Annotated in this window: 28 protein-coding genes; 10 read left to right on the top strand and 18 right to left on the bottom strand. The window is 62.0% G+C overall.

Annotation, left to right across the window (positions count from 1 at the left end; all coding sequences use genetic code 11):
- Window positions 1-102: 102 nt before the first annotated feature.
- Window positions 103-639 (bottom strand): hypothetical protein, encoded by a 537-nt coding sequence (locus tag HQ843_RS15395; RefSeq protein WP_180897498.1) that lies wholly within the window; start codon window positions 637-639, stop codon window positions 103-105.
- 184 nt (window positions 640-823) lie between these two features.
- Here HQ843_RS15395 and thrC point away from each other — a divergent pair, with 184 nt between their 5' ends.
- The 5 genes from thrC to HQ843_RS15370 all read left to right on the top strand — a co-directional run bounded on the left by thrC (window position 824) and on the right by HQ843_RS15370 (window position 8,591).
- Window positions 824-2,218: a threonine synthase gene (thrC, locus tag HQ843_RS15390; protein ID WP_180897499.1), complete on the top strand. Its 1,395-nt coding sequence runs from the start codon at window positions 824-826 to the stop codon at window positions 2,216-2,218.
- A gap of 28 nt (window positions 2,219-2,246) precedes the next feature.
- A complete protein-coding gene (locus HQ843_RS15385; RefSeq protein WP_180897500.1) occupies window positions 2,247-3,545 on the top strand; it encodes a M16 family metallopeptidase in 1,299 nt (432 codons plus the stop codon).
- 126 nt (window positions 3,546-3,671) lie between these two features.
- Window positions 3,672-4,265: a GNAT family N-acetyltransferase gene (locus HQ843_RS15380; RefSeq protein ID WP_180902171.1), complete on the top strand. Its 594-nt coding sequence runs from the start codon at window positions 3,672-3,674 to the stop codon at window positions 4,263-4,265.
- A 9-nt stretch (window positions 4,266-4,274) separates the two neighbouring features.
- Window positions 4,275-7,166, top strand: a complete 2,892-nt coding sequence (locus tag HQ843_RS15375) for an EAL domain-containing protein (RefSeq protein WP_246710119.1) — start codon at window positions 4,275-4,277, stop codon at window positions 7,164-7,166.
- A gap of 474 nt (window positions 7,167-7,640) precedes the next feature.
- Complete coding sequence (locus HQ843_RS15370) at window positions 7,641-8,591, top strand: IS110 family RNA-guided transposase (protein ID WP_180897501.1); 951 nt, start codon at window positions 7,641-7,643, stop codon at window positions 8,589-8,591.
- Between the two features lie 168 nt (window positions 8,592-8,759).
- Here HQ843_RS15370 and HQ843_RS15365 read toward each other — a convergent pair whose 3' ends face one another.
- Both HQ843_RS15365 and HQ843_RS15360 read right to left on the bottom strand, forming a co-directional pair.
- Window positions 8,760-9,824 (bottom strand): zinc-binding metallopeptidase family protein, encoded by a 1,065-nt coding sequence (locus tag HQ843_RS15365; RefSeq protein ID WP_180897502.1) that lies wholly within the window; start codon window positions 9,822-9,824, stop codon window positions 8,760-8,762.
- Window positions 9,825-9,893: 69 nt separating this feature from the next.
- A complete protein-coding gene (locus tag HQ843_RS15360; protein ID WP_256432916.1) occupies window positions 9,894-10,544 on the bottom strand; it encodes a YqgE/AlgH family protein in 651 nt (216 codons plus the stop codon).
- 102 nt (window positions 10,545-10,646) lie between these two features.
- On the opposite strand from HQ843_RS15360, the gene HQ843_RS15355 reads away from it, so the two are divergent.
- The 3 genes from HQ843_RS15355 to HQ843_RS15345 all read left to right on the top strand — a co-directional run bounded on the left by HQ843_RS15355 (window position 10,647) and on the right by HQ843_RS15345 (window position 13,239).
- On the top strand, window positions 10,647-11,459 hold the full coding sequence (locus HQ843_RS15355) for a protein-disulfide reductase DsbD domain-containing protein (RefSeq protein ID WP_180897504.1): 813 nt from the start codon (window positions 10,647-10,649) through the stop codon (window positions 11,457-11,459).
- 38 nt (window positions 11,460-11,497) lie between these two features.
- On the top strand, window positions 11,498-11,983 hold the full coding sequence (locus tag HQ843_RS15350) for a peroxiredoxin (RefSeq protein WP_180897505.1): 486 nt from the start codon (window positions 11,498-11,500) through the stop codon (window positions 11,981-11,983).
- Between the two features lie 155 nt (window positions 11,984-12,138).
- Window positions 12,139-13,239 (top strand): hypothetical protein, encoded by a 1,101-nt coding sequence (locus HQ843_RS15345; RefSeq protein ID WP_180897506.1) that lies wholly within the window; start codon window positions 12,139-12,141, stop codon window positions 13,237-13,239.
- A gap of 6 nt (window positions 13,240-13,245) precedes the next feature.
- On the opposite strand, the gene HQ843_RS15340 is transcribed toward HQ843_RS15345, so the two are convergent.
- The 15 genes from HQ843_RS15340 to HQ843_RS15275 all read right to left on the bottom strand — a co-directional run bounded on the left by HQ843_RS15340 (window position 13,246) and on the right by HQ843_RS15275 (window position 23,779).
- Window positions 13,246-13,554: a Dabb family protein gene (locus HQ843_RS15340; RefSeq protein ID WP_180897507.1), complete on the bottom strand. Its 309-nt coding sequence runs from the start codon at window positions 13,552-13,554 to the stop codon at window positions 13,246-13,248.
- A gap of 18 nt (window positions 13,555-13,572) precedes the next feature.
- Window positions 13,573-14,025 carry a ribonuclease HI gene (rnhA, locus tag HQ843_RS15335; RefSeq protein ID WP_180897508.1) on the bottom strand — a complete coding sequence of 151 codons (453 nt, stop codon included), beginning with the start codon at window positions 14,023-14,025 and terminating at the stop codon, window positions 13,573-13,575.
- Window positions 14,022-14,990: a homoserine kinase gene (locus tag HQ843_RS15330; protein ID WP_180897509.1), complete on the bottom strand. Its 969-nt coding sequence runs from the start codon at window positions 14,988-14,990 to the stop codon at window positions 14,022-14,024. Before HQ843_RS15330 ends, rnhA begins: the two co-directional genes overlap by 4 nt.
- Before the next feature lie 4 nt (window positions 14,991-14,994).
- Entirely contained in the window at window positions 14,995-15,990 is a 996-nt protein-coding gene (ispH, locus tag HQ843_RS15325) for a 4-hydroxy-3-methylbut-2-enyl diphosphate reductase (protein ID WP_180902173.1), read from the bottom strand.
- 5 nt (window positions 15,991-15,995) lie between these two features.
- Complete coding sequence (locus HQ843_RS15320) at window positions 15,996-16,475, bottom strand: mismatch-specific DNA-glycosylase (protein WP_180897510.1); 480 nt, start codon at window positions 16,473-16,475, stop codon at window positions 15,996-15,998.
- The gene (locus HQ843_RS15315; RefSeq protein WP_246710118.1) at window positions 16,468-17,196 is read right to left on the bottom strand and encodes an SURF1 family protein; all 729 of its coding nucleotides are present in this window, start codon (window positions 17,194-17,196) and stop codon (window positions 16,468-16,470) included. Before HQ843_RS15315 ends, HQ843_RS15320 begins: the two co-directional genes overlap by 8 nt.
- Complete coding sequence (locus HQ843_RS15310) at window positions 17,189-17,575, bottom strand: DUF983 domain-containing protein (RefSeq protein WP_180897511.1); 387 nt, start codon at window positions 17,573-17,575, stop codon at window positions 17,189-17,191. The genes HQ843_RS15315 and HQ843_RS15310 overlap by 8 nt, the downstream gene beginning before the upstream one ends.
- 37 nt (window positions 17,576-17,612) lie before the next feature.
- Entirely contained in the window at window positions 17,613-17,894 is a 282-nt protein-coding gene (locus tag HQ843_RS15305) for a GNAT family N-acetyltransferase (protein WP_180897512.1), read from the bottom strand.
- A gap of 60 nt (window positions 17,895-17,954) precedes the next feature.
- A complete protein-coding gene (locus HQ843_RS15300; RefSeq protein WP_180897513.1) occupies window positions 17,955-18,839 on the bottom strand; it encodes a cytochrome c oxidase subunit 3 in 885 nt (294 codons plus the stop codon).
- A gap of 289 nt (window positions 18,840-19,128) precedes the next feature.
- Window positions 19,129-19,713: a cytochrome c oxidase assembly protein gene (locus HQ843_RS15295; RefSeq protein WP_180897514.1), complete on the bottom strand. Its 585-nt coding sequence runs from the start codon at window positions 19,711-19,713 to the stop codon at window positions 19,129-19,131.
- A gap of 9 nt (window positions 19,714-19,722) precedes the next feature.
- Window positions 19,723-19,857 carry a hypothetical protein gene (locus HQ843_RS29780; protein ID WP_256432915.1) on the bottom strand — a complete coding sequence of 45 codons (135 nt, stop codon included), beginning with the start codon at window positions 19,855-19,857 and terminating at the stop codon, window positions 19,723-19,725.
- Window positions 19,858-19,861: 4 nt separating this feature from the next.
- Window positions 19,862-20,788 carry a heme o synthase gene (locus tag HQ843_RS15290; RefSeq protein ID WP_180897515.1) on the bottom strand — a complete coding sequence of 309 codons (927 nt, stop codon included), beginning with the start codon at window positions 20,786-20,788 and terminating at the stop codon, window positions 19,862-19,864.
- Between the two features lie 72 nt (window positions 20,789-20,860).
- Window positions 20,861-22,510 carry a cytochrome c oxidase subunit I gene (ctaD, locus tag HQ843_RS15285; RefSeq protein WP_180897516.1) on the bottom strand — a complete coding sequence of 550 codons (1,650 nt, stop codon included), beginning with the start codon at window positions 22,508-22,510 and terminating at the stop codon, window positions 20,861-20,863.
- A gap of 10 nt (window positions 22,511-22,520) precedes the next feature.
- Window positions 22,521-23,393, bottom strand: a complete 873-nt coding sequence (gene coxB / locus HQ843_RS15280; RefSeq protein WP_180897517.1) for a cytochrome c oxidase subunit II — start codon at window positions 23,391-23,393, stop codon at window positions 22,521-22,523.
- A gap of 230 nt (window positions 23,394-23,623) precedes the next feature.
- Window positions 23,624-23,779, bottom strand: coding sequence for a hypothetical protein (locus HQ843_RS15275; RefSeq protein ID WP_180897518.1), 156 nt, complete (start codon window positions 23,777-23,779; stop codon window positions 23,624-23,626).
- Between HQ843_RS15275 and HQ843_RS15270 the strand changes: the two genes are divergently transcribed.
- Both HQ843_RS15270 and tldD read left to right on the top strand, forming a co-directional pair.
- Complete coding sequence (locus HQ843_RS15270; RefSeq protein WP_180897519.1) at window positions 23,778-24,389, top strand: invasion associated locus B family protein; 612 nt, start codon at window positions 23,778-23,780, stop codon at window positions 24,387-24,389. The genes HQ843_RS15275 and HQ843_RS15270 overlap by 2 nt on opposite strands.
- Window positions 24,390-24,449: 60 nt before the next feature.
- Window positions 24,450-25,868: a metalloprotease TldD gene (gene tldD, locus HQ843_RS15265; RefSeq protein ID WP_180897520.1), complete on the top strand. Its 1,419-nt coding sequence runs from the start codon at window positions 24,450-24,452 to the stop codon at window positions 25,866-25,868.
- Window positions 25,869-25,914 lie beyond the last annotated feature (46 nt).

Below are 25,914 nucleotides of genomic sequence, written 5' to 3'. Positions count from 1 at the left end.
CGAGGATGACACAGGATAGGTAAGCGGATTTATCAAAAAAGCTGAAGGCGGCCTCTGCGCCGCTTTTTTTATTGTTCCATCACCGAGAACCGCAAACTCCGCTCAGCGGGCGATCCCGACCCTGACGGCGGTGTTCGGGCCTGCCGTCAGCGGCACCGGCAGATCGTCGGCGCGGAACAGGAACTGGGTCGACATGCCTTCGGCCGGCATCGTGATTTCCTGGTTGATCACCTGCTCGTAAACCGCGACATCGCCATCGACGACTTCGACGCGGACCGGGACCTGATAGGTGCCGGACCTGGCCTTCGGGCCGCCGACGAGACGGCCGGCGATCGAAATCTGCTCAAGCAGCTTGTCGCCGGTGGGCGCGGCCGCGCAGGTGCGGCTGAATTCCCCGAGCGAGACCTGATAGACCAGATTTTCCGGCGTCTCGGCATTGGCAGGCGAATAGATGCGTTTGAAGGCGACCTCGTCATCGAGGATCACCTTCGGGCAGAGCTTCGTCAGTGCAGTCAGGTTGATGCCCGGGGTGACCGGTCGGGCGGTAGCGGGTTCCGGCTCGGGCGTACTCGTCGAGCATGCCGCCAGTCCCGAAATTGCAAGAACGGCCGCCACGCGGCGGGTATTGCGAAATGACACGGCGAAACTTCCTTTCCTCTCTCAAGGGCTTTTCAAGCCCTCCGGCTTTGCTTTATATCAGCGCCAACACAGATTGTCTGGTCGACCGCCCCCCGTCTCCATTAGAACGGTCTTAACAGGTAAGGTCAAAGCCTGCCACAAGCTAGACAATTTCCGGATTCTGGCAAGCACAAAGGGGCTTTGCGTGGACTATATTTCAACTCGCGGCGAGGCGCCCGTCCTCGGCTTTTCCGATGCGATCCTGGCGGGCCTTGCCCGTGACGGCGGGCTCTATCTGCCGCGCGAATGGCCGCAAATGTCCGCTGACGACATCCGGGCGCTGCGCGGAAAATCCTATCAGGAGATCGCCTTTATCATCATCAAGCCGTTCATCGACGGTGAAGTCGCCGATGACGAACTGAAGACGATGATCGACGAGGCCTACGCCACCTTCCGCCACGAGGCGGTTGTTCCGCTGGTCCAGAGCGGGGCGAACCGCTTCACGCTCGAACTGTTCCACGGCTCGACGCTCGCCTTCAAGGACGTCGCGATGCAGCTGCTGGCCCGGCTGATGGATCATGTGCTGGCAAAACGAGGCCAGCGCGCCACGATCGTCGGCGCGACATCGGGCGATACCGGAGGGGCCGCGATCGACGCCTTTTCGGCAAGCACGCGCACCGATATCTTCATCCTGTTTCCACACGGCAAGGTCTCGCCGGTCCAGCAGCGGCAGATGACCACGCTTGGCGCCGACAATGTCCATGCGATCGCCGTGGAAGGACATTTCGATGACTGCCAGAGCCTCGTCAAGGCGATGTTCGCCGATGGCGGCTTTCGCGACGAGGTGAAGCTTTCCGGCGTCAACTCGATCAACTGGGCGCGGATCATGGCGCAGGTGGTCTATTATTTCACCGCCGGCATCGCGCTCGGCGCACCCGACCGCGCCCTCGACTTCACCGTCCCCACCGGCAATTTCGGCGATATCTTCGCCGGTTATGTCGCCACCAGGATGGGGCTTCCGGTCGGCCGGCTGGTGATCGCCACCAACGAGAACGATATCCTCGCCCGCGCCCTCGAAACCGGACGCTATGAAATGCGCGGCGTCGAGGCCACCACATCGCCGTCGATGGATATCCAGATCTCGTCCAATTTCGAACGCCTGCTGTTTGAGGCGAGCGGCCGCGACAGCGCCTATGTGCGCCGCGCCATGGCCAGCCTGAAGCAATCCGGCGCCTTCGACATCGAGGGGGATACGCTTGTCGCGATCCGCGCGCTGTTTGCCGCCGGAAGGACGGATCAGGCCGGGGCGGCTGCCGAAATCGCACGTTCTCTCAGGGAAACCGGCGTGCTGATCGACCCCCACACCGCCGTCGCCGTTGCCGTCGCCAGAAAGCACGAACGCGCGGAAAACCCGATGGTGGTGCTGTCGACCGCCCATCCCGCCAAGTTCCCGGACGCAGTAAAATCGGCAAGCGGTATTGACCCGGCGCTTCCCTCATGGCTTGCTGGCCTGATGGACAAGGAGGAGCGTTTCAGTGTCCTTTCTCCCGACCTGGATGCCATCGAGGCCTTTATTCGTTCTGGCTTCCGTCAAGGTTGAGCACTGATCAAAACGAAAGCAGGACCGCATGACAGTAGAGTACACCCGGCTTTCTTCCGGGTTGACCGTCGTTACCCAGAACATGCCCCATATCGAAAGCGTCGCGATCGGAACCTGGATCAAGTCGGGTTCACGCAACGAGTTGCAAAACGAGCACGGCATCGCCCATCTTCTGGAACACATGGCGTTCAAGGGCACAAAGCGCCGCACCGCCCGCCAGATCGCCGAGGAGATCGAGAATGTCGGCGGTGAGGTCAACGCCGCGACATCCACCGAGACAACATCCTATTACGCCCGCGTGCTGAAGGATCACGTTCCGCTCGCCGTCGATATCCTCGCCGATATTCTCACCGGCTCGGCCTTCGAAGAAGATGAACTGGCGCGCGAGAAGAACGTGATCATGCAGGAGATCGGCGCCGCCAGCGACATTCCCGACGACGTCGTGTTCGACAATTTCGCGGGCGCGGCGTTTCGCGACCAGACCATCGGGCGGCCGATCCTCGGCACCCCGGAGACGGTGATGGCGTTCACGCCGGACGATATCCGCCGCTATCTCGCCCGCAACTACACCACCGACCGCATCTTCATCGTCGCCACCGGCGCGATCGATCATCAGGCCTTCGTGCGGATGGTGGACGAGCGCTTCGCGGCGCTGCCGCGCAAACCCGAAACGCCGCCGCATATGGAAACCGCGATCTATACCGGCGGTGAGGTGCGCGAAAGCCGCACGCTTTCGGATGCGCAGGTCATCCTCGGCTTCGAGGGGCCGGCCTATCACGCGCAGGATTTCTACTGCTCGCAGATTCTCGCCAATATCCTCGGCGGCGGCATGTCGTCGCGCCTGTTCCAGGAAGTCCGCGAGATCAGGGGGCTGTGCTACTCGGTCTATGCCTTCCACTGGGGCTTTTCCGATTCGGGCGTGTTCGCGGTCCATGCCGCAACCGGCGGCGAGCAATTGCCCGAACTGATGCCCGTGCTCGTGAACGAATTGCAGCGCGCGGCCGATCATTTCGACGAAAGCGAGATCGAACGCGCGCGACAGCAGATCCGGGCCCAGCTTCTGATGGGCCAGGAAAGCGCTGCCGCCCGCGCCGGACAGATCGCCCGCCAGGTGATGCTCTGGGGCCGGCCGATCCCCAACGAGGAAATGATGCTGCGCATCGAAAGCATCACGCCGCGCCGCCTGACCGATCTTGCCGGCCGATCCTTCTACGATGCGCCGCCGACGCTTTCGGCGATCGGACCGCTGGAGCAACTGACGCAGCTTGAGGATATCGCCGGCAGACTCACATTCAATCACAAGCAGGCGGTGAATGCGGCCGGGTAGACCAGAGGGCCGCAGAGCCGGTCGTGCCGGCAAGGCGGCGCCGGCTTGCCGTGAACCACGGGACGGCTTCGCGCGCGCATCCGGCGGTTCAAGCAGCCGGCCGCCGGAGTGACAGACGTGGTTGCGTTGCTGCTTTCGCCCCGGGCGCGCCGGCGCCACCGATTCGCACTGCAATCCACGGACCATCTGCTGCGGCTGCCGCGGGCATCGGATTTCGGCGAATGGAAGACGCTTCGAACCCGCTCTCGCGCGTTCCTGCAACCGTGGGAGCCGGTCTGGAGCCCCTCCGATATGACCGAGCGCGGTTTTCGCAAGCGCATCGCCCGCGTCAAGCTCGAATTCGATGCGGGCTCCGGCATCCAGCTTTTCATCTTTCTGAACAACCCCGAGACGCTGATTGGCGGCATCACGATCGGCCTGATCCGGCGCGGCGTGGCGCAGACATGCGTGCTTGGCTACTGGATGGGCGAACAATATGCCGGCAAAGGCCATATGTTCGCCGCACTTCAACTCGTAATACGCTATATCTTCGATGAGTTGAGGTTGCACCGGATCGAGGCGGCCTGTATCCCCACCAATATACGCAGCGCTTCGCTGTTGCAAAAAGCCGGCTTCACCAGGGAGGGGTATTTGCACAAATATCTGCGCATCAACGGCGAATGGCAGGACCATCATCTCTTTGCCCTGCTCAAAGACGACTACGACCGCAAAGGGAATTGAAGACCACCGATGCCAATGTCCCCCCTCACCGGCTGGTTCTGCCGAAAGCTTCAGGCCCTGATTATCGCGATCCTCGCGTTCTTCGCCGTGGCGGTGCCCGCATTTTCGCTCGAACCGGTCGAAGTGTCACGCGGCGACGTCGCCATCGACCTGACCTCCCAGGTCGAGCTTTATCCCAATGAGGGCGACACGTTCCAGATCTCGACGATACCCGACCCGAACGGCATCCGGCGTCGCATCGAGGTCCGCTCCACCGGCAACAACCATGCCGGCGACTGGGCGGTGTTTTCGCTTGCCAATATTTCCGACGAGCAGCTCGATCGCCTGATCGTCGCGCCGCATTTTCGCCTCGTCGGCTCCGGCCTGTTCTGGCCGGATCTCGGCTCGTCAAGGATCGAGGCGATCACGCCAAGCGAGGGGTTTGCGCTGAACCGCGTCAACAGCGACGACGCCGACGTGTTTTCGATCACGCTCAATCCCGGATCGGTGATCACCTTCGTGGCGGAACTGAACAGCGCGGAACTGCCGCAGCTCTACATGTGGGAACCGGAAGCCTACAAGGATACCGAAAACGCCTTCACGCTCTACCACGGCATCGTTCTGGGGATCGCCGGCCTGCTTGCGGTGTTCCTGAGCATCCTGTTCGTGGTCAAGGGAACCTCGGTGCTGCCGGCGACCGCCATGCTTGCATGGTCGGTGCTGCTCTATGTTGCGATCGATTTCAATTTTCTGAACCAGATCATACCGTTATCGGCGTCCGATCAACGGATATGGCGGGCGAGCGCCGATGTCGCGATCGCCTTCTCGCTGGTGGTCTTCCTGTTCACCTATCTCAATCTGGCGCGCTGGCACGCCCAGCTCGGCTATGGGACAGCCGCCTGGGGCGTGCTGCTGATGGCGCTGTTCGGCGTGGCGCTGTTCGATCCTTCGGCGGCGGCCGGCATCGCGCGCGTCTCGTTTGCCGCAACCGTCCTCGCCGGCATCGCGCTGATGTTCTATCTGAGTTTCAGGCGCTATGACCGCGCGATCCTGCTGATGCCCGCCTGGGCGCTGATCGTGGCCTGGCTGTTTGCCGGATACATGGCCGTGACGGGCAGGATCGACAACGACATCGTTCAGCCCGCGCTCGATGGCGGACTGGTGCTGATCGTGCTGCTGCTCGGTTTCACCGTGATCCAGCACGCCTTTGCCGGCGGGGTCTACCAGCCGGGCCTGTTCTCCGATCTCGAGCGTCAGGCGCTTGCCTTTCTCGGCACCGACGCCACGGTATGGGACTGGGATGTCGGCCGCGACCGGATCGTCACCGAACCCGATTTCGCGCCCAAGCTCGGCCTTTCGCCCGGCGCGCTCAACGGCCCGGCGCGGACATGGCTGCAATATCTCCACCCCGCCGACCGGGACCGGTTCCGTTCCACCCTCGACCTGTTCCTCGAATGGCGGCGCGGTCGGCTGAAGCTCGAATTCCGCGTGCGCGCCAATGACGGGCATTATCATTTCATGATGATCCGCGCCCGGCCGGTGCTCAGCACCGATGGCGAGGTGATCCGCTGCGTCGGCACGCTGAGCGACCAGACCGACCAGAAGGTCTCGACACAGCGGCTGCTGCAGGATGCCGTCATCGACAACCTGACCGGCCTGCCGAACCACACCATTCTCATCGACCGCCTGCAATCGCTGATCGCGTTGTCGCGCACGGCGCCGCATCTCCACCCGACGCTGATCGTGGCGGATATCGACCGGTTCAAGGAAATCAACGAGACGCTCGGCTTCGCCGCCGGCGACAATATCCTGATCGCGCTGACGCGCCGTATCCAGCGGCTGCTGAAGCCGGAGGATACGCTGTCACGGATATGGGGCAGCAGCTTCGCCATCATCCTGCAATCCCACAACGAGCCTGATGCCATCGCCGAATTCACCGATGCGCTGACCGCCGCGATCGATGTGCCGATCACGTTCGAGAACCGCGAGATCGCCCTCACGGCGGCAATCGGCATCGCCTCATGGCACGACGATCACGAAACCGCCGAGGCGTTTCTCGAGGATGCCCGGCTTGCGATGCTGCGCGCCAAGCGCATGGGCGGCAACGCGGTCGAAACCTATCGGCCGGCGCTCAGAATGCTTGATGACGAACGCAAGCAGCTGCAAGCCGATCTTGGCCGGGCGATCGACCGCCAGGAGATGGCGGTGCTCTACCAGCCGATCGTGAAGTTCGAGGGGCAGAAGCTCGTCGGCTTCAGTTGCTCGCTCAACTGGAAGCATCCCCAGCGTGGCGATGTCTCCGCCGGTGAGATTTTCGAGCTCAGCCGGGAAAGTGGTCGCTCCGCGGAACTTATTCTCTATACCGCCCGGCAGGCTGCAAGTGATGTTGCGGCATGGCAGCAATCCGTCGCCAACATCCGTCCATTTGTGATGATCGAGCTCAATAGCAATGAAATGCTGAGAACCAGCACGCTGATCGAGCTCGAAAGCATCGTGCGCGAATCCGAAGTCGCGCCGCGCCAGATCGTGTTTTCCATTCCCGAGGATATCGTGCAGGAAGCGCCGGAACAGGCCAAGCTGGCATTGCAGTATCTGCGCACCATCGGCGCGGGCGTCACGCTTTCGGGCTTCGGCAACGGTCACGGCTCGCTGACGCTGCTGAAGAGCTTCCGCTTCGACGCAACCTATGTCGACAGCGCGATCTTCAAGCACAATCAGGAACCACAGGTGGACATCGTCAAGGCGTTCAGCGATCTTGCTGGCCGCCTCGGCACGACAACCGGGATTAGCGATCTGGACAATGAGGCCGACGCCGCCGCCTTTGCCGAAGCCGGCTGCACCTATGCGACCGGCCCGATATACGGCGGCGCCATCGCCTCATCCGCCGCCACCCGGCTTCTGCGGGAAGGCGGCGGAAGCTGAGAAACGCCGAGCAAGGCCGCGTTTACCGCGCACCTGCCTGAGCACGAGTATGTCTCACGCGACAAGCAGAGCCCGGCTCTGCCGGGCCCAGACTGCTGACAAAGCCCGCTCCTCTCTCGGCCGTCATGCTCGGGCTTGTCCCGAGCATCTAAGCACGCATCGACACGACGAGTGCCTCGGCCGAAGAGCCATTCAAATGCCGTACATTACGAAACGCCAACGCCGCTCGTGCTGAACCGTGATAGATCCTCCGGTCAAGCCCGAGGATTGTTTGTTGAATGCAGGTTATGATGTTGGCGCAGCTGCGGGCTCTTTCACAGCCCGCAGCTGCTGTGGCAGGCGACCGTCCGAGGATTGGGCAACACCCGACGTCATCAAGGTCACTGCCGCACTCTGCCATCGCTTGGAGAGTTGATTGGGCCGCTGCCTGGCACGCCCGCAAACAATCCGAAGCCTAGAGAGGATAGCATCACCATGACCTTTTTGCATCATCCCCCGTGCCGTTGCCTTGGCGTCGATGTCGCCAAGGACACCATCGCCGTTTTTGACGGCCGCATCGCGACGGTCATTCCCAACCAGCGAAAACAGATCCGGCACTTCCTGCGAAAGTGCGATGTCGACCTGGTCATTTGCGAGCCCACCGGCGGCTACGAGATCATCTTGATGGAAGAATGCCGGGGCCTGAAACTTCCGCTCCATCGCGCCGACACACGCAAGCTCAAGGCTTTCATCCGGTCACGCGGCCGCTTGGGCAAGAGCGATGCGATCGATGCGCGGGAAATGGTCGCCTATGGGCTGGAGCGATGGGCAACCCTGCCTTTATGGCATGCGGAGGACCCCTGTGAGGCAAGGCTCAAGGCTCTCGTGCGCCGCCGCGCCGATCTGGTGGCCATGAGGGTGGCCGAGCAGAATCGCGCCAAGGCCCCAAGCGCGCGCGAACTGGGCGGGCGCGACCTGGCCGCCACCTTCAAGGCCCTGCTCACTGTCCTCAACCGGCAGATCGTGCTTGTCGACAAAGCCATCAGTGCGCTGATGCGCTCCGCATCCCTTGTGCAGAGGGCCAGGACCGCAACCGCCATGAAGGGTATCGGCGAAACGACGGCCGCAGCCCTCATTGCCGCCATACCGGAACTGGGGAAGATGGACCGAAAGCAAGCAGCGGCTCTGGCGGGCCTGGCGCCTCATCCAAACGAAAGCGGCAACAAGATCGGCTACCGCAGGATGCGCGGTGGACGGCCAGCCGTGCGAACGATCCTGTTCATGCCCGCCATGCAGGCCGCACAAGGAAGGGGCGAATTCGTCGAATTCTACAAACGCCTCATCCACAACGGTAAAAAGCCAATCGTCGCCCTCGCCGCGGTCATGCGAAAGATAGTCATCACATTGAATGCAAGGTTCAGAGACCAGCTAAGCCAACAGAGTTGATGACGTCCGTAAAAAAGATGGGTTGTCAACAAACTGAGCCCGACTCTGCCAGGCTCGCCTGCAGTCTAGAGCATCGGGCGATTAATTGGCATCGCCCGATGCTCTAGATTCTTTATTTTGACGCGTCGGGTTAACGAAAAACCGGATTCCACTTTTTCGCCCGACGCTCTAAGCGGCGCTTGCTCTGGACTTGGGGCCGTTCAGCATCCTGATGATGTAGTCTATCTTCGCGACGATTTCCGGCGTCAGGACGAAGGGGTAGAAATCCCGCTGCCCCATCGAGCGATGGATTGCGTTCATCGCGATCGTCAGGGGTATCCAGGCTTCCGCGAGGCGCTTCCCGCTGACGCATTTATAGGGGTCGCCGAGCGGTTCCAGCCGGGCATCGTCGACGGCAAGACCGAAGGCACGCGCGGTCTCCAGCGTATCGACGATGTGAAGCGAATGCGCGAAGCTTTCGGCGAAATCCTCCCAGGGATGCGTCGCGGCATAGGCGCTGACGTGATGGTCGGGCCAGTTCGGCGGCGGGCCGTTGCGGTAATGTTGCTCAAGCGCTTCCTGATAGTCGGCGCGTTCATCGCCGAAGACGGCGCGGTAGCTTTCAAGCCGGCCGTCGTCGCGCACCAGCAGGTCCCAGATGTAATGGCCGACCTCATGCCGGAAATGGCCCAGCATGGTGCGGTAGGGCTCGTTCATCTGGTCGCGGATGATTTCCCGGGTGACGTCGTCGGCCTCGGCCGCCCGCAACGATATCAGCCCATCCTCATGGCCTGTCATTGCCGGCGTGAGCGAACCGTCAGCCGCGACGTTATCCTCCAGGAAATCGAAGACGAGACCGTTTTCCGGGTCCTGCTTGCGCGTCGGCGTTTCCACGCCCCAGCGCAACAGGGAATAAAACAGGTGCCGCTGGGCAGCGCCAATCCGCTTGAAACGGCTGAGGCCGATTTCGGTGGTGGTGTCCGGTATCAGATTGTTGTGCCGGCAGGACAGGCAGAATGTCTCGTCGTCGTCTTCATCGACCAGCCAGTTGCACACGCCGGACTTGGTGTTCTCGCAGAGCCTGAACCGGCGGCTTGCGTCGTCCGCCTTGTGCCACAGATCGCGATCCCCCTGCTTGACGGCATACATGGCAATATCATTCGGCGCGAAGCCAAGCCGGTGACCGCACGCGACACAGGTATCATTGTCGAAATAAACGGCTTTTCCGCAATGATCACATTCAAAGATCTTCATGGAGGCCTCGTAATTGCGTCTGTCATCATTGGCAGACGGCCCCTAAACGGGAACCCGGGCCGAATTGTTTCAGGCGTGCCCGATATTGGTGGAAAGCGAGGAGGGGCGCACGCCCATCGAAAACAAGGCCCGCTCGTATTTGCTGTCGAGATCGCGATCGAAAACCATGTCCTCGACCGCCGGGCATGTCAGCCAGTCATTATTGGCAATTTCGCTTTCAAGCTGGCCGGGGGCCCAGCCGGTATAACCGAGAAGCAGGGTTGCCCGGTCCGGTCCCCTGCCGGCGGCGACCGACCTCAGGACATCGAGCGTGCCCGTCATCGCCAGGTCGTCGCTGATCGGAATGCTGCCCTCGCCCGAATAATCGTAGGAGTGCAGCACGAAACCGCGACCGGGCTCCACCGGACCGCCGCACAGGACCGGAAATTCGATCAGGGAGGGCATGTGAATATCATCGTCGTCCCCGACCAGATCGAGCTGCTGAAGGACCTCGGGGAGGGTCACGGACTGGGCGCGGTTGATGATAAACCCCATCGCGCCATCGCCGGAGTGAGCGCAGATATAGATCACGCTGCGTTCGAAATCGCTCTCCGCAAGCTGCGGCATGGCGATCAGGAACTGGCCGTCGAATGGCCCGCGTTCACGCCCTTTTGCAAAGTTCTCCAACACGTCGGTCTCCAGCGAACTGTTTGCGCCGCTTTCAAAATTCACCGTAGGCATGAAACCAACATGGGGCAAGGTCACGCAATGTTCAAATCAAATTGTGCGCGATATCAGCGATGCGCCATATCGCCGCCACGCTCGCTGCGCTAAAGAGCAGGCATGAAGACACGCCGCATCCTGTTCATCGCCACACTGGCCCTGCCCGCTTTCACCGCCATGGCCCATGCCGGACAAACCGCATGGGCGGAAGATGCCGGGGGGCGCATGCGCATGATCGTGACCGCGCCCGACGATAACGGGACGATCCGTGCCGCGCTGCAGGTGGAGCCCGCCGAAGGGTTCATCACCTATTGGCGCGAGCCCGGCGAGAGCGGCATCCCCCCGCAGATCACGGTCAACGGCAGTAACGATGTCACGCTCGAGGCGATCGCCTATCCGGTGCCCAAGCGCATCGATCTCGCCGGCGTGACCGACATGGGCTATGACGGACCGGTGACCTTTCCGCTCACCCTGAAGGCAGCGCCAGGCACGCTTCCGGAAATTGAGGTCAGCGCCTTTATCGGGCTTTGCAAGGATATCTGCATTCCGTTCCAGACGACGTTCGAGATCGCCTCTTCCACCTATGCCGACAGCGCCGTCGACACCGCAATTCTCGCCGTCGCAGCAACCACGCTGCCGGAAGCGCCATCGGCCGATTTCCGGGTGGAGCGCGCGGTGAACACCGGGCTGGCCCTGGAACTCGCCCTCGCCCTGCCCGATCCCGGCAACCCCGAAATCACGCTCGCCAGCAGCGACGGCTTTATCGTCAAGGCTCCCGCGGGAGCGATGAAGGACGGGTTTTACACAATCTCCATACCGCTGAAATCCCTTCCCGACGGGCAGGATTCGATCGATGGCGACTGGCTGCTGCTGGCCAAGGCCGGCGGCCGGGCGATGGAAACGCCGCTTGTGTTTGAAACCGTCTCACCGTAGGTTTTGCCCCCAGAAGAGGATACGAGAAGGAGTTTTCCATGTCTGTTTCAAAGGGCGACACGCTGCCCTCCTCCACCCTGCGCGAGCTTACCGAAAACGGTCCGGAGCAGGTTTCCACCGACGACATCTTCAAGGGCAGGCGCGTGGTGCTGTTTGCGGTCCCCGGCGCGTTCACGCCGACCTGCTCGATCAACCACCTGCCGACCTATCTCGAAAACCGCGACGCCATTTTGAGCCGCGGCGTTGATGAGATCGCGGTGGTGGCGGTCAACGATCCGTTCGTCATGGGCGGCTGGGCGAAAGCCACCGGCGGCGAAGGCAAGCTGCGCTACCTCTCGGACGCCGATGGCGCGTTCACCAAGACGCTCGGCATGGAGGTCGATATCCCCGGCCCCGGTCTCGGCATGCGCTCCAAGCGCTATTCCATGCTGGTCGAGAACGGCAAGGTGAAGGAACTGAATGTCGAAGAAAACCCCGGCGAAGCCACGGTTTCGGCTGCGGCGACCATTCTCGGGCAGCTCTGATCGGGCGAAAAACTGGATTCCGGTTTTTCGCTAATCCGACGCGACAAAACAAGGAATCCAGCGCATCGCGCATCGCCACATCAATTACGCGCGATAACAAACAAGTACATGTTCTCCGACGGCTCTGATAGGATGCCCGCGATCGGAGGACCCGAATGCAACGCGTTGCCAGCACAACCGTTCGGCGGACGGCAACGGCGATTATCGCCGCGGCACTCGTCGTCTCGACACCCTTCGTGGTGCCGAACGGTATCGAGGCTGTGAAACTGCTTGCCGTTCGCAATGACCCGGTGAAGCTGACGGATTACCGGCTGGACCAGCTCACCCCCGCCGATTACGACCGCGCCATCCGCGAGGCGCTTGCAAGCGACGACCCGGATCTCGCCGAAAGCCTCGTCACGCTTGCCTTCAGCCGGAACGTCGATGTCGACGGGCCCTTGCGCGACCGCGTCGAAATCGCCGTTTCCGAAGACAACAGCCTCGGCAACCAGATTTATGAGTTGTGGGACGGCGCGCTGACCGGAGAACCGGACAGCGCCGTCGGACTGGTGGGGGCGATTGCCACCGACCTTACGACCGTCGGCGATGTTCGCGACATCATCATCGAGGGCGGATCGTATCTGCAGGGGGAGGATTACGATCCGCTGATCCTCGGCCTGTCGGTGGCGGGGCTGGCGATCACCGGTGCGGTGATCCTGTCCGGCGGCTCGGCCTCCACTGCCAAGATCGGCGCCAGCACGCTGAAGGCCGCAAGCAAAGCCGGCGCGATCGCCACCCCGCTCAGGCGGTCGTTCACGCGGCTTTCGGGTCAGGTGGTCAGCGGCCCGGCATTGCGCAAGAGCCTGCCGCTGCTCAAGCGCGGCAACGTGCCGGCGGCAAGACGGGCGCTGGCAGGCTCGCTCGATACCAAGCCGCTGGTGAAGATGCAGGACGCCGCCATGGAAGTCGGCTCGGTGATGAAAAAGAACGGCTTCAAGGCCGGCACGGACATGCTGAAGGTGGCCGACACCCCGGCGGATCTCACCAAGCTCGGCAAGCTCTCGACCCGCTTCGGCAAGCGCTTCCGCGCCGTCGTTTTCCTGCTGGGATCAGGGGCGGTCACGCTTGCCGGCGTGATGCTGACGGCGGCAAGCTGGACGGCAACCTTTGCGCTTTGGCTCGCGGGCGCGGCCTATTTCGGCTATCGCGCCCTCAGGATCGGCTGGCGGTTTCTGTTTTATCCGGCCGGTCGGATTTTGGTCCGGCTCTGGGCCTGAGCGAGGTCAGACCGTCATGTCGAAGACGAGGATGCCGGAAATCCCGCCTGCCGCGGCGGCGACGAGTTTCTCGCTGACGGCCTGGTGATCGGGATGATCGAGATAGGCGTCGCGCGCGGCCGAATCCTCGAAGGTCACGACGAAACCATCGCCATAGCCGCTGTCGAGGCCCTCGGGCGAGACGTTCGCGCCCGACTTGAAGTCCACCATGCCGGGGAGGACGCGCTTCAGCCCGGCGATCTCATCGTAAAGCGCCTGCTTTTCCTCACCGCCGATTTCCTGGCGAAACCGAATGAATACAAAATGCATGATCATGAAAATTTCCGAAGCGCTTCAGCGCCCTGGCCCCTGTTTGAACGGTTCCATCCCCTGACGCGCCAATTCGTCGGCGCGTTCATTCTCTTCGTGGCCGGCATGGCCCTTCACCCAATGCAGGGTGACATCGTGCCGGTTGCGCTCGGCTTCAAGAGCCTGCCATAATTCGGCATTCTTGACAGGTTTTTTCGCGGCGGTCTTCCAGCCGTTCTTCTTCCAGCCATGAATCCATTTCGAAATGCCGTCCTTGACGTATACGCTATCGGTATAAAGGGCCACCGTGCAAGGTTCCCTCAACGCCTTCAACGCCTCGATCGCGGCCATCAGCTCCATGCGATTGTTGGTCGTCAGCTTTTCGCCGCCGCACAGATCGCGTTCCTTGTCGCCGTAGCGCAGCACAGCGCCCCAGCCGCCCGGGCCGGGATTGCCCGAGCAGGCCCCGTCGGTAAAAATCTCAACTTGCTTGTTCAAGCCCGCTCCAGTCCGTATTCGCCGGCAGTTTCGACAGAACGATGAAAGCGCAGATAGCGCAGATATTCGAGCGGGTCCTTTTTCACGACCATGGCCCCTGCCGGCGTGTTCAGCCAGTCGTAAAGCCGGGTCAGGAAAAACCGGAGCGCCGAGCCGCGGCAAAGCAGCGGCAGCGCCGCGATCTCGTCCTCGCCAAGCGGCCGCACGCTCTGATAGCCCTCGATCAGCGCCCGCGCCTTGGTGACATTGAAGGACCGGTCCTTCTCGAAGCACCAGGCATTGAGGCAGATCGACAAATCATAGGCGAGGAAGTCATTGCAGGCGAAATAGAAATCGATCACGCCGGAAAGCTTGTCGCCGATGAAAAACACATTGTCGGGAAACAGATCGGCGTGGATGACGCCCTCCGGCAGATCCACCGGCCAGCGATCCTCAAGGGTCGCGAGTTCCATGGTGATCTCGTTCTCAAGCCCCGGCTGAACCTCGTCGGCCCGGGCAGCGGATTTATCCCACAGATCGACCCAGCCCCTGAGCGACAGCGCATTCCTGCGCGACAGCGCGAAATCCTGGCCGGCAATGTGCATCCGGGCAAGGGCGGCGCCCAGTTCACGGCAATGCGCGGCGGCGGGCTTTCTGAGCCACATGCCTTCCAGAAACGAGATCAGCGCCGCCGGACGACCGCAGAGCCTGCCATAGGGCGCTCCATCGTCGCGGGCGAGCGGCAGCGGGCAGGACAGGCCGCGATCGGCCAGATGCTGCATCAGGCCGAGATAGAACGGCAGGTCGCCCTCATCCACGCGCTTTTCGTAAAGCGTCAGGATCAGCGGGAATTTCTCGGTATGGAGCAGGAAATTGGAGTTCTCGACGCCTTCCGCGATGCCGCGATAGGACAGAAGCTCCCCGACGTCATAGGCTTTCAGAAACTGCCGGAGATCGTCTTCATTGATATCGGTATAGACGGCCAAATGCTTATCGTCCGTTGACGAAGGCCATGTCCTCGACGGTCAGTTCGACGTCGCGGAGCTGGCGGTTGACGAGGAAATGTTCGTTTTCGATCGTGGTTTCGGCAAGTTCGATCGTGGTGTCGAACCGCGCGCGAAACGCCTCGATGATCTCGTTCACAACGACTTCCGGGGCCGAGGCGCCGGCCGAAATCCCGAGGGTGCGGATCGGGCCGATCGCATCGAAATCAAGTTCGGCGGCGCGCTGGACGAGGATCGCAGCCGTGGCGCCCGCCCGTTTGGCGACTTCGACAAGACGTCGGGAATTGGACGAGTTCGGCGCGCCGACGATGATGAAGAGATCGCAGCCGGGCGCTGCCGCCGACACCGATTCCTGACGGTTGGTGGTGGCATAGCAGATCGAATCGGCCGACGGCGCGGTGAGGTTCGGAAACCGCTCGCGAAGCCTGGCGATCACCTCGGCCGTATCCTGCACCGACAGCGTGGTCTGGGTCACATAGCCGAGATTGTCCGGGTCGGCGGGCTGGTAGCGCTCGGCATCCTCCACCGTCTCGACCAGCGACACCGCGCCCTCGGGCAATTGCCCCATCGTGCCGATCACCTCCGGATGGCCGGCATGGCCGATCAGCACCACATGGCGGCCGAGCCGTTCATGGCGCATCGCCTGCTTGTGAACCTTGGAAACCAGCGGGCAGGTGGCGTCGAGATAGAACAGATTACGGTTCTCGGCATCGGCCGGCACGGATTTCGGCACGCCATGGGCGGAAAACACCACCGGCTGCTCGCGGTGTTCCGGCGGGATCTCGTCAAGCTCCTCGACGAAAACCGCGCCGCGCGCCTCAAGCCCTTCCACGACGTAGCGGTTATGCACGATCTCGTGACGCACATAGACCGGCGCGCCGTAGCGCTTCAGCGCCAGCACGACGATCTGGATCGCCCGGTCGACGCCCGCGCAGAAGCCGCGCGGGCCGCAGAGGCGAATGGTCAATGGGGTCATGGTCATCTCGCTCAAATCATCTCGGGCAACTGATACCAATGATGGCGGTCCTTTGTCCAATGTCCGTTTGCGCCCGATGTGGACGGAAGTGCGGCAACCGGTATCCCGTCGAGCGCGCGGTCCTGCAGCCCGCAGGCAATCCTGCTGTCCGAAAAATAGATGCGCGCGCCGGCAAGACTGGTGAACGCGATCAGTTTCGGGCGGAAATGCCGCATCTTCTCCTCGAAGGCCGCAATATTGAAGGCCGACATTGTCAGAGCCTTGTCCATGCCGCTTTCGCTCTGATTGAGATCGGTGAGCCCGATGCCGTAATCGAGAAGCCTGCGGAAATCCTTGGGCGAAACCAGTTCCGGCGTCAGCCCGACAGCGTGCAGCGTGCGATAGAACCGGTTGGAGGGATTGGCGTAGAAAGAGCCGGTGCGCGCCGAGATGTGCCCCTTTGCCGTGCCGCAGAACACGATATCAAGGCCCGGCGCCAGAAGGTCAATCATGCCGTCGCCGTCCGCGCCATGCCAGCAGGCCGACAATGACCGCAAGCGTCACTGCCAGCCCATACCAGGTGATCGCATATTGCAGATGATCGTTCGGGAACGAGATCCGGGTCACCCCGCCGACGGGCAGCCCGCCCGGATTGGGGGCGTCACCGGCATCGATGAAGAACGGCAGCACCGCATCGGCTGAAAGCCCGCTCGATCGCGCCATCGCATCGAGGTCCTTCCAGTAGAAGATGTTCTGCGCGATATCGTTGTCCGGCACGATGGCGGACGGCTTCTGGTCCAGCCGGTCGCGGGCAAGGCCGGAGATTTGGACGGCGCCGGTCACCTGCCCTTCCGGCCGGGTCGCGGGGTCCTTCATGTCGAACGGGACGAAGCCGCGATTGACGAAGATCGCGCGGCCATCCTCAAGCCTGAGCGGGGTATAGACAAAATAGCCGGACTGGCCCTCGTGAGTCGCGAAGAAATGCCGCTCGCGATCATGTTCGAACCGGCCCGTCACCGTCATCGGCCGGTATTCGAGTTCGCCTGCCGGCAGTTTCTCGACCTCGGCAAGCGTAAGCGGCGTTTCCTGAAGTCGCTGGTCGACGGAAGCGAGCAAGGCCTCCTTCCAGTGCAGCCGGCGCACCTGCCAGTTGCCGAGTGAAATCAGGGTCACGAAGGCAAGTGCCGCCAGCGCCAGCCCAACCACCCGCATGAGCAGCAGACGTCTAGGCATCGTCATCGCGATTGATCACGCCCTCGGCGGCGGAGTGGCGATATTGCAGCACGATCAGCACGCCCTTGAAGGCGCGCAGCGCGGCAAGCGACAGCGCGATCGCGAGCGGCGCCCAGATGACGATATGCACCCAGAACGGCGGCGAATAGGAGATCTCGGTCCACAGCACCAGCGCGATCACCAGAAAGCCGACGGCCAGCATCACGAAGACAGCCGGACCGTCCCCCGAATCGGCAAAGCCGTAACTCAGACCGCAGGATTCGCATTCCGGCTTCAATGTCAGAAAGCCGTCGAAAAGCCGGCCCTTGCCGCAGCGCGGGCAGCGCCCCTTGAGGCCGGAAAGAATGAGCGGGGCTAGCGGATTGGTATCTGCGGACATGAAACTCTACGCCTCCCGGTCGGCGGGAGGCACCTCTTCACTTGATGACGTCGTTCCAGGCGTCGTGATTGCGAATGCTGAGCGCCCTGAAGAACGGGCAGAGCGGTATGATCTTCCAGCCGCCCTTGCGCGCCTCGGCGACCGCATGTTCGGCGAGAACCTGGCCGACGCCCTTGCCGCGCAGCGCATCCGGTACACCGGTATGATCAATGATGATCAGTTGATCGGAGCCGCGGGAATAGGTCATCTCGGCCTCGTGACCGTCAACGACCGTGTAGTAGCGTCCGCCCGAAGCGGTCTTTTCTTCCTGTACCGACATGATGTTCCTTCCCGAAAAACCGACCGCCGCCTCGATGGGCGGCGGAGGGTCATTTCAAATTCAGTGGCCGGTTTCAGCCAGAGGCGCGCCCCATCCGCCCCAGATGTAGATGGCGAAGAACAGGAACAGCCAGACCACGTCCACGAAGTGCCAGTACCATGCGGCGGCCTCGAGGCCGAAATGCCGCTCCGCCGTGAACGACCCGCGGGCCGCGCGGATCAGACAGACGATCAGGAAGATCGTGCCGACAATCACGTGGAAGCCGTGGAAACCCGTCGCCATGAAGAATGTGGCGCCATAGATCGAGTTTTTGAAGGCAAACGGCGCCTCGTAATACTCATAGGCCTGAACGCTGGTGAACAGCAGACCAAGCAGGACGGTGATGGTCAGGCCCTGGATCAGTCCCTTGCGATCACCGTGCAGCAGGGCGTGATGCGCCCAGGTCAGCGTGGTGCCGGACAGAAGCAGGATGACCGTGTTATAGAGCGGGAAATGCCAGGGATCGACAACTTCAATGCCGGTCGGCGGCCATGTGCCGCCGGTTGCTTCCACGCGCGCCGCCTGGATCGCCTCGCCGGTAAACAGGCTGGCGTCGAAGAATGCCCAGAACCAGGCCACGAAGAACATCACCTCCGAGGCGATGAACATGATCATGCCGTAGCGCAGATGCAGCGAGACGACCGGTGTGTGGTGCCCCTCGCGCCCTTCCCTGATCGCGTCCGACCACCAGCCGAAAAACACGTAGATGATGACGGCAAGACCGATCAGCATCAGCCACGGCTGGGCCAGATTGAGGCCGAGAATATTGAACGAACCACCGCTGAGATAGCGCATATAGCCGACGCCGCCGAAGCACAGCAGGAAAACGCCTATGGAGGCGACAAGCGGCCAGGGGCTTGGATCGATGATATGATAATCGTGGTTCTTGTGATGCGCGTCTGCCATTCCTGGTCCCCGTTTCCTCTCTCCCTGAAAACCGCGCGCCCCACGTCGGGCGCCGCTTCAGTAAACTAGCATCTACACCGTTTCCGGTCTCTGGCAAATCGGCCTTTGCATGTGCGCATTTGGTCCGAGTTTGCCGTTTTAATCAATCCCCGCGAACGATAATCCGCAGGCGGTGGCGGCGCTCCTCCAGAGCATCGGGCGATGAGTAGGCATCGCCCGATGCTCCAGATTCTTTATTTTGACGCGCGGGGTTAACGAAAAACCGGTAACCACTTTTTCGCCCGACGCTCTAGGAGCGGCCCCCGGGGGTCGCTGCCGCCGCCTTCGCGGCGACCGGCTTTTCGTGCTCGAAGAACGTGTAGGACAGCGTCAAAACCCTGATATCCTTCGTCTCTTCCGCCTCCGTAATAGCGGGATCAACGAAAAAGACGACAGGCATCTCCAGCGTTTCGCCCGGCTGCAGCACGGTTTCGGTGAAACAGAAGCACTCGACCTTGTTGAAATAGGCCCCGGCCTGAAGCGGCGTCACGTTGAAGATCGCCTGCCCGAGAACCGGCTCGCTGCTCTTGTTGCGGGCCGTGAACATCACCTGCACCGTTTCGCCGATCCTGGGCGATACCGACTTCTGCTCCGGCTTGAATTCCCAGTCCAGGCCCGGCGCGACATTGGCGTCGAAGGTCACCTTGATCGTCTTGTCGAGAACCACGCTGGAATACTGCTCGACACGCTGGGCCGTGCCGTTATAGCCCGTGACCTGGCAGAATATCCGATAGAGCGGCACGGCGGCGAAGCTCATCGCGGTCATGCCGAACACGAAGACGAGGCACATCAGGACGACGGCGCCGTTGTTGCGTTTCCCGCTCTTGTCCGTCATCACCCCTCCTCAGGCCGTTCCGAACTTGACCATGGTGATGATGTAGAACAGCACCACGAGGCCGAAAAGCACGAAGCCGAGCGCGATATTGCGCGCGCGCCGGGCTTTCTTCTGCTTGTCGTTCAATTTCACTGTCTCGATCATGGCCTCACCCGAAAACCAGCATGGCCGCGCGATCGACGATCAGGCCGGCAAAGATCGCGGCCAGATAAAAGATCGAAAACGCGAACATCTTCTTCGCCGGCACCATCTTGCTATCGCCCTCGGCCATCGCGCGCACCTTCAGCGACTGGTAGACGAAGTAGCCCCCGAGGGCCGCGGCAAACACCGCGTAGAACGGGCTCGCAAGACCGGTCAGCGCCGGAGCGACGCCGGCGATCGCGGTCAGAACCGCATAGACGACCATCTGGTTCTTGGTGGATTTCTCGCCCGCCACATTCGGCATCATCGGGATGCCGACATCGGCATAATCCCGCATCTTGAACAGCGCCAGCGCCCAGAAATGCGGCGGGGTCCACAGAAAGGTGATCGAAAACAGGATGATGCTGTCAAGCGATACCGACCCGGTCACCGCCGCCCAGCCGATCATCGGCGGGAAAGCGCCGGCAGCGCCGCCGATAACGATGTTCTGCGGCGTCGCCCGTTTCAGCCACATCGTGTAGAACACGGCGTAATAGAAGATCGTAAACGCCAGAAGTCCGGCGGCAAACCAGTTGACCGCAAGGCCAAGCGTCGCCACCGAGAAACAGGCGAGCGCAATGCCGAAGGCAAGCGCTTCCTCGCGGCGGACCCGGCCGGCCGGGATCGGCCGGTTCGCGGTGCGCGACATTACCGCATCAATATCGGCGTCATACCACATGTTGAGCGCGCCGGCCGCGCCCGCGCCGACCGCGATGCACAATATCGCGACCGCGCCCATGACCGGATTGATCGATCCCGGCGCCAGGAACAGGCCGGCGAAGGCGGTAAACACCACCAGCGACATCACCCGCGGCTTCAGCAGCGCGAAATAGTCCCGCCCGGTTGCTTCCGAAAGCACGAGATCGCCGCCGAGGTCGTTGTCGATTACTGTCATTGTCAGCTCTCATTTCAAAAAAGACCGCGCGCCAGTTGCCGGCGCGCGAGCTTTGTTGTTTGTGGCGCCGGCTTAGCGGATGCGCGGCAGTTCCGACCACTGGTGGTAGGGCGGCGGCGAGGAAAGCTGCCATTCGAGCGTGGTCGCGCCCGGGCCCCACGGATTGTTTCCGGCGACCCGCTTCCTGGCGAAGGCCTCGAAGATGCCGAACAGGAAGATCAGAACGCCGACGGCCGAGATATAGGAGCCGTATGACGAAACCGCGTTCCAGCCCGCAAAGGCATCCGGATAGTCGATATAGCGACGCGGCATACCGGAAAGGCCCAGAAAGTGCTGCGGGAAGAACACCAGGTTCACGCCGACGAACATTACCCAGAAATGAATGTGGGCAACCTTCTCATTGTACATGTAGCCGGTGATCTTCGGGAACCAGTAGTACCAGCCGGCGAAGATCGCGAACACCGCGCCGAGCGACAGCACGTAGTGGAAGTGCGCGACCACGTAATAGGTGTCGTGCAGCGACCGGTCGAGACCGGCATTGGCGAGCTGCACCCCGGTCACGCCGCCGACGGTGAACAGGAAGATGAAGCCGATCGCCCAGACCATCGGCGCGCGGAACGAGATCGACCCGCCCCACATCGTCGCGATCCAGGAGAAAATCTTCACACCCGTCGGAACCGCGATCACCATGGTGGCGAACACGAAGTAGCGCTGGGTGTCGAGCGACAGGCCGACCGTATACATGTGGTGGGCCCAGACGATGAAGCCGACCGCGCCGATCGCGACCATGGCATAGGCCATGCCGAGATAGCCGAACACCGGCTTCTTCGAGAAGGTCGAGATGATGTGGCTGATGATGCCGAAGCCCGGCAGGATCAGGATGTAGACCTCCGGATGGCCAAAGAACCAGAACAGGTGCTGGAACAGGATCGGATCGCCGCCGCCATCCGGCGAAAAGAAGGTCGTGCCGAAATTACGGTCGGTCAGCAGCATGGTGATGCCGCCCGCCAGAACCGGCAGCGACAGCAGCAGCAGGAAGGCGGTGATCAGCACCGACCAGGCGAACAGCGGCATCTTGTGCAGGGTCATGCCCGGCGCGCGCATGTTCAGGATGGTGGTGATGAAGTTGATCGCGCCGAGAATCGACGAGATACCGGCCACATGAAGGGCAAAAATCGCCAGATCGACGGCTGGGCCCGGCATGCCGCTCGTGGAGAACGGCGGATAGAGCGTCCAGCCGCCGCCGACGCCGTTTGAACCCGCAGGGCCCTCGACGAACATCGAAAGCAGCAGCAGCAGGAAAGCGGGAACGAGCAGCCAGAAGGAAATGTTGTTCAGGCGCGGAAACGCCATGTCGGGCGCGCCGATCATGATCGGCACCATCCAGTTGGCGAACCCGCCGATCATCGCCGGCATCACCATGAAGAAGATCATGATCAGGCCGTGCGCGGTGGTGAACACATTGTAGAGATGCTTGCCCTGGTCGACGGCGGCCGCGCCGGAATCGCCATAGACCATGGCGGCAAGGCCGTTGAAGATCTGAATGCCGGGCTCCTGCAATTCCATACGCATGGCAATCGACAGAGCGCCGCCGATTATGCCCGCACAGATCGCGAAGATCAGATAGAGCGTCCCGATATCCTTGTGGTTGGTCGAGAAAAGCCACCGCGCGGCAAAGCCGGGCTTATGGTCGTCGTCGTGAGCGTGCGCTGCTTCGGCCATATCGCCCTCCTCAATTCTTGTCGGCGAGCATGACGGCGTTTTCGCCCTGCTCTTGATTGTCGATGCTTGCCATCAAAGCGCGGTTGGCGGCTTCGACGTCGGTCGCGGCAGATGCCTGCCAGGTGGTGAACTGCTCAGGCGAGACGGCGCGGATACCGATCGGCATGAAGGCGTGGTCCTTGCCGCAGAGTTCCGAGCACTGGCCGTAGTAGATACCCTCGGCCTCGGCCTTGAACCATGTTTCGTTCAGTCGGCCGGGAACGGCGTCGATCTTGATGCCGAAAGCCGGCATGGCGAAGGAGTGGATCACGTCGGTGGGCGCAGCCGTGACGAGCAGACGCACGGTCGCGCCGACCGGCACCACCATCTCGTTGTCGACAGCCAGAAGCCGCGGATACGCCGCCTTGTCTTCCTTGCCGTATTCGGCGCGCTGGTCATCCGTCAGCATGTAGGAGGCATAGGAAATGGCGCCGTCCTCGATCTCGGGATAATCATAGCTCCAGAGCCACTGCGTCGCCGTCGCCTTGATCGTCAGGTCGGGCTCTTCCGGCATGGTGAGCTGGTTGGTCAGAAGGTTGAAGGACGGCACGGCGAGAAACAGCAGTATAAGCACGGGCGCGACCGTCCACACCACCTCGATCGCGGTATTGTGGCTGGTGCGCGACGCGGTCGGATTTTTCGAGGCCCGGAACTTCACCATCACGAGAATCAGAAGCGCCAGCACCAGAAGCACGATCGGCACGATAAACCAGAGCGTATATTGCTCGAACCAGCGTATCTGATGCATGATCGGCGATGCCGCCGGCTGCATTCCCGTCTCCCACGGCTGCGGCTGCGCGGCGAAGGCGCTCCCGCTGCCCGCAAGACAGAGAAGACCTGTCATGCATGCTCTGGTTTTATTCATCACGTTGAATTCTCCCACCAATGTTTGACCTCGGTCAAACCGGATCCTGTTCGATTGCGCCAGAAGGGGTACAACAGCCCGCCGCGCGTTGGCGCCATGATAGCATCTCAAAACCCCGGCGCACCCCTTGCCCGGAGAACAAGCGACGCCATCGACCGGTTTTTCTCCCTCAGTCACAATTATGCCATAGCATTTGCCAATTTGAAGCGTCAAATTGTCTCATGCGGCACACGCACCCAGTGATATTTCGCCGTGGTTTCCCAGGTCAAGTCCTTCTTCAGCCGTTGAAAATTTCTTTTGAACGCGGCACAAAGCCTGGTGTCGGAAAAGAGACGTTTCAAATCACCCGAGGAGCCCGCGCCCATGCCTGTATTTCCCGCACATCATGCGTTTCGCACGGCCGGGGCGCTGGGCGTCGCCGCCCTGCTTTTCGCCGCCGCCCTGCCCTCCGCCGCCCAGGAGACCGCGGACAGCCCGGAGAAAACATCAAAGCCCGTCGCAGAGCCGGAACCGCAGCCCGCACCGCCGCAGCCGCCCGCCGACAACAGCGTGGTGAGAGAGAATCACGGCGCGTGGTCGATGATCTGCGACCAGCCGCCCGGCTCCACCGTCCAGCAATGCGCCTTGATGCAGAACGTGATCGCCGAGGACCGGCCTGAGATCGGGCTTTCGATCGCGGTGTTGAAGACGGCCGACCGCGAGGCGAGACTGCTGCGCGTCCTGACGCCGCTCGGCGTGTTCCTGCCGGAAGGCATGAACCTGTTCATCGACGGCGTGGATATCGGCAAGGCCTATTTCTCGCGCTGCTATCTCGACGGCTGCTATGTCGAGGTCGATATCGACGAAGACCTGATGAAGATCCTGCGCGCCGGCACCGAGGCGGTGTTCACGCTCAATTTCTCGGTCGATCAGAACTCCATCGGCATTCCGGTCGACCTCTCGGGCTTTGCAGAGGGCTATGACGCCCTGCCCTGATATCGCGGCGTGATCGTTCCTATATGGGACGCCATGACGGACAAAAAGACGGAATTGACCATGACAGACCGCGACCTCCTCAGCCATTTCGATGCCGATGAAGCGACGATACGCGGTATCGTGGAAGACACGCTCCACGGCGCCGATGACGGCGAACTCTACGTCGAATATTCGCAAAGCGAATCACTGTCGTTCGATGACGGCAGGCTGAAGGGCGGCTCGTTCAACACCGGCCACGGCTTCGGCCTGCGCGCGGTGGCGGGGGAGGCCAGCGGCTTTGCCCATGCGGGCGAACTTTCGCTCAGTGCCCTGAAACGCGCCGCGACAACCGCCAGGGCCGTGACCCATGGCTATGACGGCACCTATGCCGAGCCGCCGCGCGGCACCAATACGAAGCTATATTCCGAGGACAATCCGATCGGCGCGCCGTCGTTCGAGGAAAAGATCAGGCTGCTCGGCGAGATCGATGCCTATCTGCGCGAGCGCGATCCGCGCGTGCGTCAGGTCTCGGCCTCGCTCGGCGCCAGCCACCAGATCGTCGAGATCCTGCGCGCCGACGGCTATCGCGTCAGCGACGTCCGGCCGATGACGCGGCTCAATATTTCCGTGATTGTCGGCGACGGCGACCGCCAGGAAACCGGCTCGTTCGGTATCGGCGGAAGGCAGAGCTTCGCCGACCTTTTCGCGCGCCAGGACTGGCAGTCGGGCGCCGACGAGGCGCTGCGCAAGGCATTCGTCAATCTCGAGGCGATCGACGCGCCCGCCGGCACCATGGATGTCGTGCTGGGCAATGGCTGGCCGGGCGTGATGATCCACGAGGCGGTCGGTCACGGGCTGGAAGGCGATTTCAACCGCAAGAACCTTTCCGCCTTTTCCGGGCTTGTCGGCCAGATGGTCGCGGCCCCCGGCGTCACCATCGTTGATGACGGCACCATCGAAAACCGCCGTGGCTCGATCTCGATCGACGACGAAGGCACGCCGTCGGCCTACAACGTGCTGATCGAAAACGGCCGGCTGACCGGCTATATGCAGGACCGCATGAATGCCCGGCTGATGGGCGTCGCCCCCACAGGAAACGGCCGTCGCCAGTCCTATTCGGATCTCCCGATGCCGCGCATGACCAATACCTACATGCTGGCGGGTGACAAGACCAAGGAAGAGATCATTTCCTCGGTCAAGAAGGGCATCTACGCGGTCACCTTCGGCGGCGGCCAGGTGGATATCACCTCCGGTCAGTTCGTGTTCGACTGCACCGAGGCCTATCTCATCGAAAACGGCAGGATCGGCGCGCCGATCAAGGGCGCGACCCTGATCGGTAACGGGCCGGAAGCGATGAAGCGGGTCTCGATGGTCGGCAATGATCTGGCGCTCGACAACGGCATCGGCAATTGCGGCAAGGCCGGCCAGTGGGTGCCGGTCGGCGTCGGCCAGCCGCATCTCAGACTCGACCAGATCACCGTCGGCGGTACACAGGCGTGAAGATCGCTCCGCTTTAGCGGATTGTTTACGGCTTTCAGGCTCAATA

The sequence above is a fragment of the Martelella sp. NC20 genome (assembly GCF_013459645.1).
Lineage (GTDB): Bacteria > Pseudomonadota > Alphaproteobacteria > Rhizobiales > Rhizobiaceae > Martelella.
The sequence above is the reverse complement of the archived record's forward strand: the minus strand, read 5'-3'. Positions and strand labels throughout refer to the sequence as shown.

Excerpts from the sequence above, each read along its gene's own strand:
- HQ843_RS15385 (WP_180897500.1), top strand. The coding sequence starts at position 2,247 with ATGACAGTAGAGTACACCCGGCTTTCTTCCGGGTTGACCGTCGTTACC.
- HQ843_RS15375 (WP_246710119.1), top strand. The coding sequence starts at position 4,275 with ATGCCAATGTCCCCCCTCACCGGCTGGTTCTGCCGAAAGCTTCAGGCC.
- HQ843_RS15370 (WP_180897501.1), top strand. The coding sequence starts at position 7,641 with ATGACCTTTTTGCATCATCCCCCGTGCCGTTGCCTTGGCGTCGATGTC.
- HQ843_RS15365 (WP_180897502.1), bottom strand. The coding sequence starts at position 9,824 with ATGAAGATCTTTGAATGTGATCATTGCGGAAAAGCCGTTTATTTCGAC.
- HQ843_RS15360 (WP_256432916.1), bottom strand. The coding sequence starts at position 10,544 with ATGCCTACGGTGAATTTTGAAAGCGGCGCAAACAGTTCGCTGGAGACC.
- HQ843_RS15355 (WP_180897504.1), top strand. The coding sequence starts at position 10,647 with ATGAAGACACGCCGCATCCTGTTCATCGCCACACTGGCCCTGCCCGCT.
- HQ843_RS15350 (WP_180897505.1), top strand. The coding sequence starts at position 11,498 with ATGTCTGTTTCAAAGGGCGACACGCTGCCCTCCTCCACCCTGCGCGAG.
- HQ843_RS15345 (WP_180897506.1), top strand. The coding sequence starts at position 12,139 with ATGCAACGCGTTGCCAGCACAACCGTTCGGCGGACGGCAACGGCGATT.
- HQ843_RS15340 (WP_180897507.1), bottom strand. The coding sequence starts at position 13,554 with ATGATCATGCATTTTGTATTCATTCGGTTTCGCCAGGAAATCGGCGGT.
- ispH (WP_180902173.1), bottom strand. The coding sequence starts at position 15,990 with ATGACCATGACCCCATTGACCATTCGCCTCTGCGGCCCGCGCGGCTTC.
- HQ843_RS15320 (WP_180897510.1), bottom strand. The coding sequence starts at position 16,475 with ATGATTGACCTTCTGGCGCCGGGCCTTGATATCGTGTTCTGCGGCACG.
- HQ843_RS15315 (WP_246710118.1), bottom strand. The coding sequence starts at position 17,196 with ATGCCTAGACGTCTGCTGCTCATGCGGGTGGTTGGGCTGGCGCTGGCG.
- HQ843_RS15310 (WP_180897511.1), bottom strand. The coding sequence starts at position 17,575 with ATGTCCGCAGATACCAATCCGCTAGCCCCGCTCATTCTTTCCGGCCTC.
- HQ843_RS15305 (WP_180897512.1), bottom strand. The coding sequence starts at position 17,894 with ATGTCGGTACAGGAAGAAAAGACCGCTTCGGGCGGACGCTACTACACG.
- HQ843_RS15300 (WP_180897513.1), bottom strand. The coding sequence starts at position 18,839 with ATGGCAGACGCGCATCACAAGAACCACGATTATCATATCATCGATCCA.
- HQ843_RS15295 (WP_180897514.1), bottom strand. The coding sequence starts at position 19,713 with ATGACGGACAAGAGCGGGAAACGCAACAACGGCGCCGTCGTCCTGATG.
- HQ843_RS29780 (WP_256432915.1), bottom strand. The coding sequence starts at position 19,857 with ATGATCGAGACAGTGAAATTGAACGACAAGCAGAAGAAAGCCCGGCGC.
- HQ843_RS15290 (WP_180897515.1), bottom strand. The coding sequence starts at position 20,788 with ATGACAGTAATCGACAACGACCTCGGCGGCGATCTCGTGCTTTCGGAA.
- ctaD (WP_180897516.1), bottom strand. The coding sequence starts at position 22,510 with ATGGCCGAAGCAGCGCACGCTCACGACGACGACCATAAGCCCGGCTTT.
- coxB (WP_180897517.1), bottom strand. The coding sequence starts at position 23,393 with ATGACAGGTCTTCTCTGTCTTGCGGGCAGCGGGAGCGCCTTCGCCGCG.
- HQ843_RS15270 (WP_180897519.1), top strand. The coding sequence starts at position 23,778 with ATGCCTGTATTTCCCGCACATCATGCGTTTCGCACGGCCGGGGCGCTG.
- HQ843_RS15275 (WP_180897518.1), bottom strand. The coding sequence starts at position 23,779 with ATGGGCGCGGGCTCCTCGGGTGATTTGAAACGTCTCTTTTCCGACACC.
- tldD (WP_180897520.1), top strand. The coding sequence starts at position 24,450 with ATGACAGACCGCGACCTCCTCAGCCATTTCGATGCCGATGAAGCGACG.